At 62.9% G+C, this 16,775-nt stretch carries 16 protein-coding genes; 10 read left to right on the forward strand and 6 right to left on the reverse strand.

The annotated features are described in order from the left end of the window. The first annotated feature begins 166 nt into the window (after nt 1-166). The 10 genes from rplS (at nt 167) to AC6JA3_RS09040 (ending at nt 8,426) form a co-directional block, all read left to right on the forward strand. Nucleotides 167-520, forward strand: a complete 354-nt coding sequence (rplS, locus tag AC6JA3_RS08995; RefSeq protein ID WP_014922079.1) for a 50S ribosomal protein L19 — start codon at nt 167-169, stop codon at nt 518-520. A 79-nt stretch (nt 521-599) separates the two neighbouring features. Further along, nucleotides 600-1,274: a signal peptidase I gene (gene lepB, locus AC6JA3_RS09000; RefSeq protein WP_026546035.1), complete on the forward strand. Its 675-nt coding sequence runs from the start codon at nt 600-602 to the stop codon at nt 1,272-1,274. Then, on the forward strand, nt 1,275-2,159 hold the full coding sequence (lepB, locus tag AC6JA3_RS09005) for a signal peptidase I (RefSeq protein ID WP_026540267.1): 885 nt from the start codon (nt 1,275-1,277) through the stop codon (nt 2,157-2,159). Nucleotides 2,160-2,236: 77 nt separating this feature from the next. Next, a complete protein-coding gene (gene rnhB, locus AC6JA3_RS09010; RefSeq protein WP_043431953.1) occupies nt 2,237-3,013 on the forward strand; it encodes a ribonuclease HII in 777 nt (258 codons plus the stop codon). 91 nt (nt 3,014-3,104) lie between these two features. Next, nucleotides 3,105-3,449: a DUF2469 domain-containing protein gene (locus tag AC6JA3_RS09015; RefSeq protein WP_026540269.1), complete on the forward strand. Its 345-nt coding sequence runs from the start codon at nt 3,105-3,107 to the stop codon at nt 3,447-3,449. A gap of 103 nt (nt 3,450-3,552) precedes the next feature. Continuing rightward, a complete protein-coding gene (locus AC6JA3_RS09020) occupies nt 3,553-3,918 on the forward strand; it encodes a YraN family protein (RefSeq protein WP_175493332.1) in 366 nt (121 codons plus the stop codon). Beyond that, nucleotides 3,919-5,466 carry a YifB family Mg chelatase-like AAA ATPase gene (locus tag AC6JA3_RS09025; protein WP_026546033.1) on the forward strand — a complete coding sequence of 516 codons (1,548 nt, stop codon included), beginning with the start codon at nt 3,919-3,921 and terminating at the stop codon, nt 5,464-5,466. Beyond that, a complete protein-coding gene (gene dprA, locus AC6JA3_RS09030; RefSeq protein WP_026546032.1) occupies nt 5,463-6,695 on the forward strand; it encodes a DNA-processing protein DprA in 1,233 nt (410 codons plus the stop codon). Before AC6JA3_RS09025 ends, dprA begins: the two co-directional genes overlap by 4 nt. A gap of 101 nt (nt 6,696-6,796) precedes the next feature. Next, entirely contained in the window at nt 6,797-7,684 is an 888-nt protein-coding gene (locus tag AC6JA3_RS09035; RefSeq protein WP_497920630.1) for a tyrosine recombinase XerC, read from the forward strand. 238 nt (nt 7,685-7,922) lie between these two features. Next, nucleotides 7,923-8,426, forward strand: a complete 504-nt coding sequence (locus tag AC6JA3_RS09040; protein ID WP_026005636.1) for a DUF3145 domain-containing protein — start codon at nt 7,923-7,925, stop codon at nt 8,424-8,426. A 137-nt stretch (nt 8,427-8,563) separates the two neighbouring features. Here AC6JA3_RS09040 and AC6JA3_RS09045 read toward each other — a convergent pair whose 3' ends face one another. The 6 genes from AC6JA3_RS09045 to aceE all read right to left on the reverse strand — a co-directional run bounded on the left by AC6JA3_RS09045 (nt 8,564) and on the right by aceE (nt 16,673). Beyond that, nucleotides 8,564-9,799 (reverse strand): beta-ketoacyl-[acyl-carrier-protein] synthase family protein, encoded by a 1,236-nt coding sequence (locus AC6JA3_RS09045; protein ID WP_026540274.1) that lies wholly within the window; start codon nt 9,797-9,799, stop codon nt 8,564-8,566. Between the two features lie 132 nt (nt 9,800-9,931). Beyond that, nucleotides 9,932-10,177, reverse strand: a complete 246-nt coding sequence (locus AC6JA3_RS09050) for an acyl carrier protein (RefSeq protein ID WP_011692310.1) — start codon at nt 10,175-10,177, stop codon at nt 9,932-9,934. Between the two features lie 118 nt (nt 10,178-10,295). Next, nucleotides 10,296-11,357: a beta-ketoacyl-ACP synthase III gene (locus AC6JA3_RS09055; protein WP_026540275.1), complete on the reverse strand. Its 1,062-nt coding sequence runs from the start codon at nt 11,355-11,357 to the stop codon at nt 10,296-10,298. Next, nucleotides 11,354-12,283: an ACP S-malonyltransferase gene (locus AC6JA3_RS09060; RefSeq protein WP_175493334.1), complete on the reverse strand. Its 930-nt coding sequence runs from the start codon at nt 12,281-12,283 to the stop codon at nt 11,354-11,356. The genes AC6JA3_RS09055 and AC6JA3_RS09060 overlap by 4 nt, the downstream gene beginning before the upstream one ends. A gap of 88 nt (nt 12,284-12,371) precedes the next feature. After that, entirely contained in the window at nt 12,372-13,616 is a 1,245-nt protein-coding gene (locus AC6JA3_RS09065; protein WP_026540277.1) for a PucR family transcriptional regulator, read from the reverse strand. 255 nt (nt 13,617-13,871) lie between these two features. Next, nucleotides 13,872-16,673, reverse strand: coding sequence for a pyruvate dehydrogenase (acetyl-transferring), homodimeric type (gene aceE, locus AC6JA3_RS09070; protein ID WP_497920078.1), 2,802 nt, complete (start codon nt 16,671-16,673; stop codon nt 13,872-13,874). Between the last annotated feature and the right edge of the window lie 102 nt (nt 16,674-16,775).

Genomic DNA, 16,775 nt, shown 5'->3' on the forward strand with positions numbered 1-16,775 from the left:
CCACAGGGGGAGTTCAGCCAACAGTCGGACAACCCGGCGGCGCCAATCAGTGGCGGAGCCGGACACTAAGAAACTTCGGCGGAGATTTCCGGTTGCCTTTTGTGCCCCGGGCTTGTCCGCCGTAACCCAAAGTGAATGACCTGTGGCGTTCACCAGGAGTGGATTAATGCATATCCTCGATAGCGTAGATGCAGCCTCGCTGCGTAACGATGTTCCCGAGTTCCGCGCGGGTGACACCCTCAAGGTTCACGTCAACATCATCGAAGGCAAGAACTCCCGTGTCCAGGTATTCCAGGGCTTCGTCCTGGGCCGCCAGGGTGACGGCGTTCGCGAAACCTTCACCGTGCGCAAGGTTTCCTTCGGTGTCGGCGTAGAGCGTACCTTCCCGGTACACTCCCCGATCATCGACAAGATCGAGGTCGTCACCAAGGGTGACGTCCGCCGCGCCAAGCTTTACTACATGCGCGCACTGCGCGGTAAGGCTGCGAAGATCAAGGAAAAGCGCGACTTCGCCAAGTAAGTCCTGCGACTTACCAACGGGTCCAGGATTCGTGCCCGGTAGTTCCGGAGCAATCCGCAACGCAACAGGGATACGAGTCATGGACACAACAGAACGCCAGCCCCGGAAACAGGGCTGGCGTTTTGTTTTCCTGGCACTGGTCCTGGCCATAGCCATCAGTGGACTGGTCCGGTCGCTGTGGCTTGACGTCTACTACATTCCGTCCGAATCCATGGAACCCCTCCTCGGGACGGGGGACCGGATTTTGGTGTCCCGGACAGCTTTTACATCCGAACCCATCCGCCGCGGTGACATCGTGGTCTTCGACGGCCGCGGCTCGTTCGCTCCGCTGAGCAGTGGACAAGGCCCGTTCGTTGACGCCGTTTCTGCCGCGAGCCAATGGTTCGGGTTGACCGGCAGCGACACCACGTACGTCAAGCGGGTCATCGGAGTTGCAGGAGACCATGTCCAGTGCTGCGATTCAGGCGGCCTCCTCACAGTCAATGGCCAGCCGCTTGAGGAACCCTATGTTTATCCCGGGGATGAAGCCAGTAAGCAGAAATTCGATGTCGTGGTGCCTCAGGGCCGCCTCTGGCTCATGGGTGACCACCGCTCACGTTCTGCCGACTCCCGTGGGCTGCTGGGCGCACCGGGCGGCGGTATGGTTCCTGTGGAACGAGTGATTGGCCGACCGGTCCAGATCATCTGGCCACTTGATAGATTTGCAGAAATGCCTCGCTCTCCGCAGGCCGAAATATCGAAGAACGGACAGTAGATGCCGGACAAAGCTCCAGAGAATCCCGAGCGGTACGACGACGACGCCCGGGCCTCGGACGGAACGGCAAGTACCGCCGGAGTGGCTGGTTCCCGCCTGCCCGATGACGGTTCCAGTGCGAACGCCGAGCCTCCAGTTGCCGCAGCCGGCAGCAACGACGGCAAAGGCGACACCCCCGGTGGCGCCCACGCGCTGGAGAAGCCCCGCAAAAATCCTGTACTTGTGTGGGTCAAGGAGATCGTCACAGTGGTGGCCATCGCGCTGGTGCTGTCCTTCCTCCTGAAGACGTTCCTTTTCCGGGCGTTCTACATTCCGTCGGAATCCATGGAAAGCACCCTGGATGTCAACGACCGCATCTTCATCAACCTCCTGGTTCCTGAGCCCTTCGCACTGCAACACGGCGACGTCGTGGTGTTCAAGGACTCCCAGAACTGGCTGACGCCGGTTGCCAAAGAGCCTGCCGGCCCCATGGACTGGGTAGGGGATGCCTTGGAGTTCGTGGGTTTGGCGGCCGACAACACCGATCAGCACCTGGTCAAGCGCGTCATCGGTCTTCCCGGGGACCATGTAACCTGCTGCGACGCCCAGGGGCGCGTCAGCGTCAACGGGGTCCCGCTGGAGGAGACCTATATCAATCCGGCCGAGATACCGCAGCCAAACCCTTTCGACATCGTTGTTCCGGAGGGCAAAGTGTGGGTGATGGGCGACAACCGAAACCACTCGGCCGACTCCCGTGCCCACCAGGAGACCAACGGCGGGTTCATTAACATCGAGGACATTGAAGGCCGCGCCACGGTCATAGCCTGGCCCGTCAACCGCTGGACCTACCTCGACAACTTCCCGGACGTCTTCAAGGACGTCCCGGCAGGAACTGCAGGGAAATAATGGCCAGGGCAATCACAGACCCGGAGGGCAAGGCTGCAGGCAAGGCCCCTGCCGTGTCCACGGGTTCGGCCGCAGCCCTGCCCACGGGGCGGACCGCAGCAAGGTCCACGGGCTCGGCCGCAGCCAGGAACAAGGCCAAGTCCGGCGGCAAGTCAAAGCCCAAGGCAAAAAGTCCTGTTGGTTTCCCCACCCTCGAGGTGGAGCGATCCTTCCTGTCGCCCGGAGTACGGCTGCTGGCCGGCGTGGATGAGGTGGGGCGTGGAGCCCTTGCCGGACCTGTCAGTGTAGGAATTGCCGTGGTCAACCTTGAGGATCACGGATTGTTGGCCGATGTCCGGGACAGCAAGCTGCTCAAGCCGGAGGACCGTGACAGGTTGGAACCCCTGGTCCGTGATTGGGCCGTTGCGTCGGCAGTGGGTCATGCCTCGTCACGGGAGATTGACGATATTGGCATCATTGCCGCTTTGCGCCTGGCAGGGACGCGTGCCTGGCTGGAGATCCTGGCCGGGGGCATCACACCCGACGTCGTCCTGCTCGATGGCAGCCACAACTGGTTGTCGCCGGACGTCCAAGCCTCCCTCTTTGATGAGCCCGCGCTCGGGCCGTGGTGCGAGGCCCCTGTGCATACCCGGGTCAAAGCGGATATGAGTTGCCTCAGTGTCGCCGCTGCCAGTGTCCTGGCCAAAGTGGCCCGGGACCGCATCATGGTTGACCTTCACTCCGAGGTCCCTGCCTACGGGTGGAACGAAAACAAGGGATATGCCACCTCCGCCCACAGGGACGTGATCCGGCTGCAAGGGCCCAGCGCTTACCACCGGACCAGTTGGAACCTGACGGGGCCGGAGACCGACTGAGCAAGCCCGCCAAGGTATCGCGCCTGGTCTGGCCGCTGCACGCAGGGCCTCGGTGGCGCGTCCCGGCCGGCAGATAGTGCAAGATGGAACTATGAGCGCCGAGGACCTTGAGAACTATGAAACCGACATGGAGCTGCAGCTCTACCGCGAGTACAGGGATGTTGTCGGGCTGTTCAGCTACGTGGTGGAAACAGAGCGCCGCTTCTACTTGGCCAACCATGTAGACCTTCAGGCACGCAGCGCAGACGGGGAGATCTACTTCGACCTGACCCTGCAGGACGCGTGGGTATGGGACGTCTACCGTTCGGCCCGTTTCGTGAAGAACGTCCGCGTTATTACCTTCAAGGATGTCAACGTCGAAGAACTGCCCCGCAGCGAAGACCTGTCCTTGCCCAAGGATGGCGGGCTGGGAGACTTGGGAGATCTCGGCAACTAGCGTGTGAGCCTTCCTCCACAGCATTGATCCTGGCGGGTTTACCCACATAGCCCCGTGTGCCCCTGCCGTTTGCCGCCTCCAGCCGGAAGGCTGGTAAGCGGAGGTGGTGGTCATGAGATCAAAAGACCTGCTGGGCCGGAATGGCGAAGCATTGGCGGCCGGTTTCCTGGAAACACAGGGAATGCGGATCGTCGACCGGAACTGGCGATGCCCGGACGGTGAAATTGATATCGTCGCGATCGACGGCGACACCCTGGTGGTGGCGGAAGTAAAGACCCGCCGGAGCCTGGACTACGGACATCCTTTTGAAGCAGTGGGGACTGCCAAGTTGGCCCGGCTCCACCGCTTGGCTTCTGCCTGGTGCCGTGAACATGAGCTGAAGGCACCGCGGAGGCGCGTTGACGTCGTGTCAGTAATTGACAACGGCGAGGACGAACCGGAGCTTGACCACTTGCGGGGTGTGGGCTGAGTGGGCGTGGGTCGCAGCTACTGCGTAGCGCTTGTGGGGCTCAACGGCTACATCGTGGAGGTTGAGGCAGATATTGGCCAGACCCTCCCAAACTTCGTGATTTTGGGGCTTCCCGATGCTGCTTTGAACGAAGCCAAGGAACGAATCCGGTCGGCCGCCCAAAACTCAGGGATCCCCCTGAGCCGGCGTAAGATCACCGCCAACCTCATACCTGCATCCCTCCCGAAACGGGGTTCGGGATTTGATCTCGCCATTGCCATGGCGGTTCTTCGCGCCGCCAATGACGTGCGCTCCATCGGCCGGACGGTGTTCATTGCTGAACTGGGCCTGGATGGCCGCTTGCGGCCTGTCCGCGGCATCCTGCCGGCAGTAATGGCAGCAGTCCAGGCAGGCTATCCCGATGTGGTGGTGGCTGAAGCCAACGCCGTGGAGGCTTCCTTGGTCCCCGGCGCCAACGTCCGCGGATACAAGACGCTCGCCAGGCTCGCTTTCGACTTCGGCGCCGACCCCAAAGAGCTGGCTCTGGACTACGATCCCGGGAGCGGCACCCTGCCGGGCGAAGATGAGGACGTCCAAGGCGCCGTTGTGCCGGACCTCTGTGATGTCTCGGGCCAAGGCGAGGCACGCCGCGCGCTTGAGGTCTCTGCCGCCGGTGGCCATCACATGCTGTTGACCGGCCCGCCGGGTGCTGGAAAGACGATGCTGGCTGAGCGCTTGCCGGGGCTGCTCCCGGATCTGGCAGACAACGCTGCCATGGAAGTGACGGCCATCCACTCGTTGGCCGCAGTGCAGTCCTCTGCCGTGCGGTTGGTTCGAAGGCCACCCTTTGAGAATCCGCATCACAGTGCCACACCCGCTGCCATCATTGGTGGTGGATCCGGGCTTCCCCGACCCGGCGCAGCGTCACGGGCGCATCGCGGGGTCTTGTTCCTGGACGAAGCCCCGGAGTTCGAGCGTCGGGTGCTCGATGCCCTCAGGCAACCGCTGGAGAGCGGCGAACTGGTGATTCACCGCTCGGCTGGAACTGCAGCCTACCCTGCCCGTTTCCAGCTCATCCTGGCGGCCAACCCTTGCCCGTGCGGGAAGGCGTCGGGCAAGGGCATGGACTGCACCTGCACCGCCATGATGCGGCGACGCTACTTCGGGAGAATGTCGGGACCGTTGCTGGACCGGGTGGATATCCAGCTTCAGGTTGAGCGGGTCTCCTTGGCGGATTTCGGGCAAGCAGGAACAGACGAAGAAGACACACGCACCGTAGCGGCCCGCGTCCTGGCGGCGAGGGCAATCCAGCTGGATCGCTTGGGGTACCTGGGGCTCGAAACCAATTCCCAGGTTCCAGGACGCACTCTGCGGGGTGAGCTGCGGCTGCCGCCGGGGACCACCCGGATCCTGGACACGGCGTTGGAACGAGGAACACTGACGGCCCGCGGATACGATCGCGTGCTCCGGCTGGCCTGGACGCTGGCAGACCTGGGACATGGCGGAACACCAAATGCCGATCACATCGGCCAAGCGCTGGGGCTGCGGCAAACGGCGGCCGTGACATGAGGGATATTGAAACGAAAGGAACCAGGCCAATGGCCGTAGTGGCGACGCAGGACAAAGAACGGATTGCCCGGGCAGCGCTCGCCCGGCTCATGGAACCCCAGGACTCTGTGGGCCTTGCCTTGGTGCGGGCTCTCGGTGCGGTTGATGCCCTGGGTGTCGCTACCGGGGAACTGCCGACCGGCCCGGCCTTGGAGAAGGAGATCTCGGCCCTCCTTCTTGAAGCCGGAGGACCATCCACCTGGGCCGGGCTCACGGCCAGTCTTCGGCGATGGGCGCCACGCATCAAAGACCTTGCCCCGGATCGCGACTTGGAGACAATGCGGCGGCTTGGTGGGCGTTTGATCATTCCCGGCGATGAGCTGTGGCCGGAGCAACTCTCCGATCTCGGTCTCCAGGAGCCGCTCTGCCTCTGGTGGCGGGGCCAGGAGCAGCCGCTGCCTCCTGTTGGTCGAACCATTGCCCTGGTGGGGTCGAGGGACAGTACGAGCTACGGGGCATCGGTCACAGGTGATTTTGCCTACGCCCTGGCCCAGCGTGGCTACACAGTGGTATCCGGTGGTGCCTATGGCATCGATGCCCACGCGCACCGTGGGGCACTCGGTGGTGGGGCAGCCAGCCTGCCCACCATTGCTGTGATGGCCGGCGGTGTGGACCGCTTCTATCCCTCTGGAAATGACGATCTTCTCCGGGCCGTAGCCACCCAAGGCGCTGTTGTCTCGGAAGTGCCGCCGGGATCCGCTCCAACCCGTTACCGCTTCCTGCAGCGCAACAGAATCATCGCAGCCCTGGCATCGGTCACGGTGGTGGTGGAGGCGCGGTGGCGCTCAGGGGCGCTCAATACGGCACATCATGCTGAATCGATCGGCAGGGTTGTTGCGACGGTTCCCGGGTCCATCCACAGTGCGAATTCGGCTGGCTGCCACCGCCTGCTCCGGGAAGGAGGAGCCATCTGCGTCACGGACGCTGGTGAGATCACTGAGCTGGCCGGTGCCATCGGAGAATCCAACAGCGGGGCAGCAGACGTCGAATCAGCCATACACGATGGCTTGTCGCTTGAAGACCTCATCCTCCTGGATGCCCTCCCGCTCCGATCCGCAAGCTCGGTGGAAAAGCTGACGGTGGTTGCCGGCCTGAGCCCGGATGCCGTGCGGGCAGGTCTGGGGCGGCTGGGGCTTATGGGCTTGGCCAGCTCGGAACGGGGTGCCTGGAAAAGGGCTGGAAACACCTGAGCCGTTCCGGAACATCATGTTGATCCGGCCTGTTGGCCCCTGATACTGGCAAAGTGGGATATGTGGACGGACAATCACTGCCAGCATCGATGCTCAGGGCAATGGAGGGCTTTCGCCGGTATCTGGAAGGCGAAAGGGCGAGGTCTGCGCACACAGTACGCGCCTACCTTGCCGATGTAGAGAGCCTCCTGGGTTTCGCCGTGCAGGAGGGCATCGAAGAGCTCGGCCAAGTGGAATTGGGCTCGCTGCGGCGCTGGCTTGGCGCACAGAGTGAAGCGGGAATGGCAAGGGCCACGTTGGCCCGGCGGGCAGCTACGGCCAGGTCTTTCACCGCGTGGGCATTGCGGGAGGAGATCATTGCCGTGGACCCCGCGGTCCGTCTTCAGGCGCCCAAGAGGGACAAGTCCTTGCCCGGCGTCCTCCAGCAGCAGCAGGTGACCCGGATAGTTGATGACCTTAACACTGCAGCGGCAGACGGCGGCCCCATGGCAGTGAGAAACAGGGCCATGGTGGAACTCCTCTACGCCACCGGAGTTCGAGTCGGCGAGCTTGCCGGCTTGGACGTCGATGATCTGGACCCTGACCGGCGGACACTCCGGGTTCTGGGCAAGGGAAACAAGGAACGGACTGTCCCCTACGGGGTTCCCGCAGCTGTGGCAATCGATGACTGGCTTCGCCGGGGACGCCCCGCAGTGGTCACCTCTCACAGCGGACCGGCACTCTTTTTGGGAGTGCGGGGAAACCGGGTTGATCCACGCCAGATCCGGTCCGTGGTCAGCGAACTGCTGCAGGCTTTGGGCGATACTTCGGCCACAGGACCGCACGCACTGAGGCACAGCGCAGCTACCCACCTTTTGGATGGGGGAGCGGACCTGCGTGCCGTGCAGGAAATTCTTGGTCACAGCAGCCTGGCAACCACGCAGATTTACACTCACGTGTCGGTGGACAGATTGCGGAAGAGTTACCAACAAGCGCATCCCAGGGCGTAAGTACGATCGCCGAAGCAGCGCACTGGCGGAAACGGGCGTCGTACGGCAAAATAAGAGCACCACGGGGAAACCTTCAATTCACAGTTGAGGGTTACCCCTGTGCCAAGATCGTCAGTAGTGCTTCACATAATTCAATAGCCTGTCAGGGCCTGCAAGAGTCACTTGGCATCCGGCAGCAACAGCAAACATCCAGGCAGAGGTCGTTGGGGAAGACGTACCTACAGCTATGGAGGATGGAATGTCTGTTGCAACAACCCGCGGTGTCCTGTTTGTGCACTCGGCCCCTACGGCACTCTGCCCGCACGTTGAGTGGGCCATCGGATCGGTCGTAGACAAGCGGACCGATCTTGAGTGGACCCCTCAACCTGCCGCGCCTGGAATGTTCCGGGCAGAGTTGTCGTGGACCGGGACTCCCGGTACCGGGGCGCAGTTGGCATCAGCCCTTCGGGGTTGGGCGCATCTGCGCTACGAGGTAACCGAAGAACCGAGCCAGGGAGTGGACGGAGCCCGTTGGTCCCACACCCCGGAGCTCGGAATTTTCCATGCCGTCACGGATGTCCATGGCAACATCATGGTCACCGAGGACCGCATCCGTTATGCCTACGAATCAGGTGCAGGGGACCCCTCGGCTGTCTACCATGAGTTGTCCCTGGCGCTGGGTGAAGCCTGGGACGAGGAACTTGAACCGTTCCGGCACGCCGCAGAAGGCGCTCCCGTCCGCTGGCTCCACCAGGTCGGCTAGAACGCCGCCGCAGCTGAGGCCGGCAGCTTCGCTGAAGTGTTCGACGCCGGCAATTTCCATAGCAACGAAAAGGGCCCCACCGGATGGTGGGGCCCTTTTCACGTCTCACTTAGTCAATGCCCGCAGGCAACCGACGCTTAGACGTTCCTGACTGCGATGACGGCATTGTGTCCGCCGAAGCCGAAGGAGTTGCTCAGCGCCACGATGTCACCGGACGGAAGATCACGGACGGACGTCACGACGTCGAGGGGGATCTCAGGATCCTGGTTTTCGAGGTTGATGGTCACCGGTGCCTTGCGCTCGTAGACGGCGAGCACGGTCAGCACCGCTTCAACAGCCCCTGATGCGCCCAGGAGGTGGCCCATCTGCGACTTGGTAGCGGAGACCGCCACATTGTCCACATGAGTTCCCAGAGCGGCACGCAGGGCCGTGTACTCAGGTTTGTCGCCCACCGGAGTGGACGTTGCATGGGCGTTGACGTGGACGACGTCTTCGGCCTGGATGCGACCATCGAACATGGCAGCCTTCAGCGCCCTGGTGGCACCGAGCCCTTCGGGGTCCGGGGCGGTGATGTGGTAGGCATCCGCGGTGACGGACGTTCCAGCCAGTTCGGCGTAGATCCGGGCGCCACGGGCAAGGGCGTGTTCCTCGGCCTCGAGGACCAGCGCGCCGGCGCCTTCACCCATGACAAAGCCGTCGCGGTCGATGTCGTACGGGCGGGAGGCACGCTCCGGCTCGTCGTTGCGGCGGGACAAGGCCTGCATGGAGGAGAACGCAGCCATGGGCATCGGGTGGATGGCAGCCTCGGCGCCACCGCACACCACAACGTCTGCTTTGCCCGAGCGGATCAGGTCAAGGCCCAGGTGAAGGGCTTCAGTTCCGGAGGCGCAGGCCGACACCGGGGTGTGGGCTCCCGCACGGGCTCCGAGGTCAAGGCTGACCGCCGCTGCTACACCGTTGGGCATGAGCATGGGAACGGTCATGGGCAGGACGCGTCGCGGACCCTTTTCCCTGAGCGTGTCCCAAGCATCAAGGAGCGTCCATACGCCGCCGATGCCGGTAGCAAAGGCTACTGCCAGCCGGTCGTGGTCAATGTCTTCAAGGCCGGAGTCAGACCACGCCTCGCGGGCAGCGATCACGCCAAACTGCGTTGAGGGGTCCATGCGCTTTGCCTCTACGCGGCTCAGGACCTCAAGTGCCGGCGTCGAGCACCGGGCAGCAAAGTGGACGGGGAGGTCGTACTTGGCCACCCACTCGTCGCCGAGTGTGCGGGCACCGGAGACCCCTTTCAGCGCGTTCTGCCACATTGTGGGTACGTCGCCGCCGATGGGAGTGGTGGCCCCCAGACCGGTTATGACTACTTTGCGTGCCATGCGATCACTCTCTGTCGGATAGCCGTCCCGCCTGAAGCATTACAAGGGGAGGCAAAAAAATCTTTGGGTGTTACTGCGGCTGTGCCGGGCGCGAAGGATGGAGATCCGGGCCCGGCACAGCTGGTGTCAGGACTAGGCCTGTGCGTTGGCGATGAAGCTGACGGCGTCGCCGACGGTCTTGAGGTTCTTGACCTCTTCGTCCGGGATGCGTACGCCGAACTTCTCTTCAGCGTTGACAACGATGGTCATCATGGAGATGGAGTCGATGTCCAGGTCCTCGGTGAAGGACTTGTCGAGCTCTACGGCTTCGGTGGCGAGGCCCGTCTCTTCGTTGACGATTTCAGCCAGGCCGGCCAGGATTTCTTCGTTGCTAGCCATTGTTGGCTCCTTTTCTTGTTGTACCGGCTACTGCCGGAAAGGGGGCAAACCGCGGGTTGCGGTTTGGGTTTGTAAGTCGTATTCAGTTGGCTGGTGAGAACCCGGGATGATTCCCGGTCTACGGCAGAACCACTACTTGGGCACCGAAGACCAGCCCGGCGCCGAACCCGATCTGAAGGGCCAGGCCGCCGCTTAGCCCAGGGTTCTCCTGAAGCAAGCGGTGCGTTGCCAACGGGATGGACGCCGCGGACGTGTTGCCTGCCTGGGCGATGTCGCGGCCGATGACAACGGATTCGGGAAGCTTGAGCTTCTTGACCATCTCGTCGATGATCCTCATGTTCGCCTGGTGCGGAACGAAGGCCGCGAGGTCGCTGGCTTCAATTCCGGCTGCGTCGAGCGCCTGCTGGGCGACCTTGGCCATTTCCCAAACTGCCCAGCGGAACACGGTCTGGCCATCTTGCCGGAGTGTCGGCCAAACATCCTGGGTGGCCGAAAGAATGGCGGGATCGTCGATTTCGTCAGAATGCCTTGCGGATTCGCCCAGTTTCTTGACGTCTTCGAGGGAGTGGGTCATGCCGATGGCGTCCCATTTGCTGCCGTCCGAGCCCCATACCGAAGGGCCGATGCCCGGTGTGTCGGACGGACCGACCACAACGGCGCCTGCGCCGTCGCCGAGGAGGAATGAGATGGTGCGTTCATGGTTGTCGATGACATCGGAGAGCTTTTCCGCGCCGACAACCAGGACGTACTGGGCTGCGCCGGAACGCACCAGGGCGTCGGCCTGGGCAACGCCGTAGCAGTATCCCGCACAGGCGGCCGAGATGTCGTAGGCAGGTGCCGGCGTCGCGCCCAAACGTTCGGTGAGGGCCGCAGCAGCCGAGGGAGTGGCGTAAGGGTGTGTCACGGTGGAGACAATCACGGCGCCGAGTTGGGACGCTTCGATTCCAGCTTGCTGGAGTGCCTCCCGCGCAGCGCCTTCAGCCATGTCGATCACGCTGATGTCGGCAGCAGCGCGGTGGCGGGTAATGATGCCGGTGCGCTGGCGGATCCACTCATCCGAGGAATCGATCCACTGGCAGACGTCTTCGTTGGTGACGATGACATCGGGACGGTAGGCGCCTATGCCGAGGATGCGCGCATTCTCGTTGACAACAGTTTTGTTCAGCACGGGAGTGCTCATGCCTGTCCCTCCAATTCTGCGAAGAGCGCCAGGGCCGCGGACAGGTCATCCGGGGTTTTGACGGCGACGGTCTTGACTCCGGGCATGCCGCGCTTGGCAAGGCCGGTCAGGGTGCCGGCAGGGGCGAGTTCGATGACGCCGGTGACGCCGCGTCCCACCATTGTCTCCATGCACTTGTCCCAGCGGACCGGGCGGGAAACCTGGGCGATCAGGCTGTCGACGGCGGCCGGCCCGGCTGTGACTTCTTGGCCGTCGTGGTTTGACAGCAGTGGAACCGTGGGATTCTGGGGCGAAAGCGAGGGTTTGAGGGCTTCAAGTGCGCTGACTGCAGGTGCCATGTGGGCGGTGTGGAAGGCGCCTGCAACCTTGAGCGGAATCACGCGGGCCTTGGCCGGGGGATTTTCGGCAAGTGCCTTGAGCTGCTCGAAGGTACCTGCTGCGACGGTTTGTCCGGCTCCGTTGACATTTGCCGGCGTTGCGCCAGTGGCTTCGATGGCTGCCAATACTTCAGCGGGGTCTCCGCCCACCACTGCACTCATGCCCGTGGGGGTGACCGCGGCGGCAGCAGCCATGCTGTTGGCGCGTTCCCGCACGAAAGTCATGGCCTCCGCTTCCGTCAGGACACCGGCCAGGGCCGAAGCGGTGATTTCGCCGACCGAGTGGCCGGCGAGGATCACCGGCAGGGTGCTGAGTTCGACGTCGAACAGCGACGTGGCAGCAACGAGTCCGGCCGCAACGATCAGCGGCTGGGCCACCGCAGTGTCCTTGATGGTTTCTTCATCAGAGGTGGTGCCGTGGGCCTTGAGGTCAATGCCTGCGATCTCGCTCAGGTTGGCCAGTTGGCCTTCGACGGAGGGGAGTTCCAGCCAAGGGGCCAAAAATCCGGGGGTCTGGGAGCCCTGTCCAGGGCAGACGATTGCAAGCACGTATCCAGCTTTCCAAATTGCCACGTGATCCACTGGTGTTTTGGTACACCAAGCTCACTGGGTCAGTTTGTAGGAAGTCTACAACGGTTCAGTTCTGTGAACGCGACGCATGACGCTCGGCAGCGGCTTTCGGTTGGGCCGAAAGCCGTCCTACTACCAAGGCGGTTTGGAGCACAAAAGCCTCCCTGGGAAGGAGTGGATCCCAGCCCGTGACGTCGCACACACGCTTCAAACGGTAACGCACAGTGTTGGCATGGACGAACAGTTCACGTGCCGTGGCTTCCAGGGAGTGGCCCAGTTCAAGGTAGGTCCCCAAGGTCTCCACCAGGCCATTTGAGGCGGCCAGCAAGGGACGGTAAATATTCTTGATCAAGGACCTGCGTGCCGCGTCGTCACCGGAGACAACGCGCTCGGGAAGCAGGTCGTCGGCGGCAACGGGTCGCGGGGCGGAGGGCCAGGCGCGGGCGGCAGTGAGGCCCGCGAATGCCGCTTGGGCAGAGCTGCTGGCCTCCAGCAGGGACCCGGCCTCAGGGCCGTAGACCACAGCGCCCGGGGCGAAAAGTTCGCTGAGTTTGAGGTAGGCAGTATCGCGGTCCTGGACGCCGCCAAGGATCAGGATGAGTCGGTCACCCTGAATACCCACCAGGGCGTCCTCGGCAAAACGTCCGGCGGTGCGCCGCAGTTCACTGACGTAGCTGGCACTGGGTTCCGACGGCGAGTTGCCCACCATCACCGTGAACCGCTCCTGGGCTTTCCACCCCAATGCGGCGATCCTTGACCGCAAGGCATCGGTGTTCTCACCACGAAGGATGGCGTCCACGATCAGTGCCTCCAAGCGGGTATCCCAGGAGCCCCGGGACTCGGCAGCCCGGGCGTAGACGTCCGCGGCAGCAAAAGCCACCTCCCGCGAATACCGCAGGACCGCTTCACGCAGTGAGGGCTGATCGGATTCCGGGGCGATCACCGGAACCTGGTCCTCCACCACTTCGACCACGATGCGGATCAACTGCAACGCCTTTTGCAGGCTGATGGAGCGGGTCAGTTCGGTCGGGGCATTGCCGAACACATCGGTAAGGATCCATGAAGGCGAGCTGGGCCGCTCATACCAGGTCACAAACGCCGCGATGCCGTTCTGTGCCACCAGACCCAACGCCGAGCGTTCATCGGAGCTCAAACGGCTGTACCAAGGCAATGACTTCTCGAGCTGCCGCATGGTGCTGGTGGACAATTGGCCCACGTTGGCACGGAGTTGACGCAGAGTTTCGGCCTTTTCCGGCGACAACGCCTGGGTTGCTGCCTTGCGCTTGGTGGTGGTTTTGCTCGGCTCTGCCATGGAATGAGCATACGGCCCATCCCGGACAAGCTCCATTTGTGAGAAGGCTACAACTCGCGTTGTTGCTGATCACAGGTGCGGGAGCCGTCTTCGGCCATGTTTGCGTCGCGCTGCCTGGCTGAACCATCACCACATGGTTAAACCACGACGGCGGCTGCCACCTTTCGGTGGAAGCCGCCGTTGCGTTGGTGCTGGCATTCCCCGCTGCCGGACTATGTCCCGGGGTTCGCCTGCGGGTGGTGCTGCCTGCAGTTGTTAGGCGTCTCCGCCTGCACCGCCGGTGGTGCCGGCATTTACATCCAGGAGCCGGTACTTCTCGATGGCCTTTTCCAGGGCACCTTCTTCAACTTCTCCCTTGGCGGCGAGGAGTTGGAGGGTTTTGGCGACGATGGAGTGGGTGTCGTTTTTGAAGTAGCGGCGTGCGGCTTGGCGGGTGTCGGAGAAGCCGAAGCCGTCTGCTCCGAGGGAGGCGAAGTCGTTGGGGATGAATTGGCGGATTTGGTCGGGGACGGCTTTCATGTAGTCCGAGACTGCGATGACTGGTCCGGTGGTGCCTGCGAGTTGTTCGGTGATGAACGGGGTGCGGGCGGGTTGGCCGGGGTTCAGGAAGGCGTGTTCTTCGGCGGCGAGTCCGTCGCGTCGGAGTTCGTTCCAGGAGGTCACGGAGTAGACGGTGGCGGCGACTCCCCAGTCGTCGTTGAGGATCCGGGCGGCTTCGAGGGCCCAGGGTACGGACACGCCGGAGGCGAGGATGTTCGCGGTGGGCCGGTTGCTGTTGTTCCCGTCTCCTGCGGGGGCTTCGGCGAGGCGGTAGATGCCTTTGAGGAGCCCGTTGATGTCGAGGTTTTCCGGTTCCGCGGGTTGGGTGATGGGTTCGTTGTAGACGGTGAGGTAGTACATCACGTTACGGTCTTCACCGGTGCCGTCTGTGTTGTTCTCGCCGTACATTTCTTCGAGGCCGTGGCGGATGATGTGGCCGATTTCGTAGCCGTAGGCGGGGTCGTAGGTTTTCACGGCGGGGTTGGTGGAGGCCAGGATGGGGGAGTGTCCGTCGGCGTGTTGGAGTCCTTCGCCGGTGAGGGTGGTCCGTCCTGCGGTGGCGCCGATGATGAAGCCGCGGGTCATTTGGTCTGCTGCGGCCCAGAAGGAATCGCCGGTGCGTTGGAAGCCGAACATGGAGTAGAACACGTAGATCGGGACCAGGGGTTCGCCGTGGGTGGCGTAGGCGGTGCCGGCGGCGGTGAAGGCTGCGACGGCTCCGGCTTCGTTGATGCCGGGGTGGATCAGTTGTCCGGCGGGTGATTCTTTGTAGGCCAGGACGAGGTCGCGGTCTACGGAGAGGTAGTTCTGGCCTTTGGGGTTGTAGATTTTCGCGGTCGGGAAGAACGCGTCCATGCCGAAGGTCCGTGATTCGTCCGGGACGACGGGCACGAAGCGTGCGCCGAAGTTTTTGTCCCGCATGAGGTCCTTCAGGAGCCGGACGAAGGCCATGGTGGTCGCGGCTTGTTGTTTGCCGGATCCGCGTTTGGCGACGTCGTAGGACTTCGCTTCGGGCAGGGTCACGGGGGTGTGTTTGCGGCGGCGTTCGGGGACGAACCCGCCAAGTTCTGCCCGGCGGTCCATGAGGTATTTGATTTCCGGGGCGTCCATGCCGGGGTGGTAGTACGGGGGCCGGTAGAGGTCAGCGTCGAGTTGTTCATCGCTGATGGGGATGCGGAGGTGGTCACGGAAGGCTTTGAGGTCTTCCATGGTCAGTTTCTTCATCTGGTGCGTGGCGTTGCGGCCCTCGAAGTGCGGGCCCAGGCCGTAGCCCTTGACGGTTTTGGCCAGGATGACCGTGGGTTTGCCCTTGAACTCGGTCGCTGCCTTGTAGGCGGCGTAGACCTTGCGGTAGTCGTGGCCGCCTCGTTTGAGGCCCCAGATCTGTTCGTCGTCCAAGTCCGCGACCATGTCCTTGGTCTGCGGGGATTTACCGAAGAAGTGTTCACGGACGAACCCGCCGGACTCGGCCTTGTAGGTCTGGTAGTCACCATCGGGGGTTTCGTTCATGATCTTCACCAACGCCCCGTCCCGGTCGTTTTCCAGGAGGTGGTCCCATTCGCGGCCCCAGACGACCTTGATCACGTTCCAGCCCGCGCCGCGGAAGAACGCTTCGAGTTCCTGCATGATTTTGCCGTTGCCGCGGACCGGTCCGTCCAGGCGCTGGAGGTTGCAGTTGATCACGAAGTTCAGGTTGTCCAGGTTCTCGTTCGCGGCGAGCTGGAGCAAGCCACGGGACTCGGGCTCGTCCATTTCCCCGTCACCGAGGAACGCCCAGACCTGCTGGTCCGAGGTGTCCTTGATGCCACGGTTCTGCAGGTACCGGTTGGACTGGGCCTGGTAGATCGCGTTCATCGGGCCGATACCCATCGACACGGTCGGGAATTCCCAGAAATCATGCATCAACCGCGGGTGCGGGTACGAGGACAGGGCATGGCCGGCCTTGGACTTTTCCTGCCGGAACCCGTCCAAATCCTCTTCCGTGAGACGGCCTTCCATGAACGCGCGGGCGTACATGCCAGGGGAAGCGTGGCCCTGGAAGAACACCTGGTCCCCGCCACTGGGGTGGTCCTTGCCGCGGAAGAAGTGGTTGAACCCCACCTCGTACAGGGTCGCGGCACCGGCATAAGTGGAGATATGCCCGCCCACACCAATATCAGCCCGCTGCGCACGGTGGACCATGACCGCGGCGTTCCACCGCATATACGCCCGGTACCGGCGCTCGAACTCCTCGTTACCCGGGAACTCTGCTTCCTGGTCCACCGGGATCGTGTTCACATAATCAGTGGTCGTCACCATCGGCACACCCACCGACCTCGCGCCGGCACGCTGCAACAACGAACGCATAATGTACTGGGCACGCTCGGTACCCTGCTCCGCGATCAACGCATCAAGGGACTCAATCCACTCAGCGGTCTCTTCCGGATCACGATCAGGCAGCTGGGCAGTCAACCCGCTGAGGATGTGTGAGGTCTCTTCTCCTGCAGCCACGTCCAACCTTCCTTTAGGCGCATGCATCGGCGCCTCAGGTCTGGCAGGGTATCTGCCCGTCGTGAACGCGTCGTGTGCGACATCTCGGTTTCAACAGCCCGGTCGGATGCGCCGGGCAGGTCTTGTGAG

This window comes from Arthrobacter sp. TmtSoilC79 (assembly GCF_059739405.1).

What these genes read in the sequence shown, in the direction of transcription:
- rplS (WP_014922079.1), top strand. Translation starts at nt 167, where the DNA reads ATGCATATCCTCGATAGCGTAGATGCAGCCTCGCTGCGTAACGATGTT.
- lepB (WP_026546035.1), top strand. Translation starts at nt 600, where the DNA reads ATGGACACAACAGAACGCCAGCCCCGGAAACAGGGCTGGCGTTTTGTT.
- lepB (WP_026540267.1), top strand. Translation starts at nt 1,275, where the DNA reads ATGCCGGACAAAGCTCCAGAGAATCCCGAGCGGTACGACGACGACGCC.
- AC6JA3_RS09015 (WP_026540269.1), top strand. Translation starts at nt 3,105, where the DNA reads ATGAGCGCCGAGGACCTTGAGAACTATGAAACCGACATGGAGCTGCAG.
- dprA (WP_026546032.1), top strand. Translation starts at nt 5,463, where the DNA reads ATGAGGGATATTGAAACGAAAGGAACCAGGCCAATGGCCGTAGTGGCG.
- AC6JA3_RS09035 (WP_497920630.1), top strand. Translation starts at nt 6,797, where the DNA reads ATGGAGGGCTTTCGCCGGTATCTGGAAGGCGAAAGGGCGAGGTCTGCG.
- AC6JA3_RS09040 (WP_026005636.1), top strand. Translation starts at nt 7,923, where the DNA reads ATGTCTGTTGCAACAACCCGCGGTGTCCTGTTTGTGCACTCGGCCCCT.
- AC6JA3_RS09045 (WP_026540274.1), bottom strand. Translation starts at nt 9,799, where the DNA reads ATGGCACGCAAAGTAGTCATAACCGGTCTGGGGGCCACCACTCCCATC.
- AC6JA3_RS09050 (WP_011692310.1), bottom strand. Translation starts at nt 10,177, where the DNA reads ATGGCTAGCAACGAAGAAATCCTGGCCGGCCTGGCTGAAATCGTCAAC.
- AC6JA3_RS09055 (WP_026540275.1), bottom strand. Translation starts at nt 11,357, where the DNA reads ATGAGCACTCCCGTGCTGAACAAAACTGTTGTCAACGAGAATGCGCGC.
- AC6JA3_RS09065 (WP_026540277.1), bottom strand. Translation starts at nt 13,616, where the DNA reads ATGGCAGAGCCGAGCAAAACCACCACCAAGCGCAAGGCAGCAACCCAG.
- aceE (WP_497920078.1), bottom strand. Translation starts at nt 16,673, where the DNA reads ATGCATGCGCCTAAAGGAAGGTTGGACGTGGCTGCAGGAGAAGAGACC.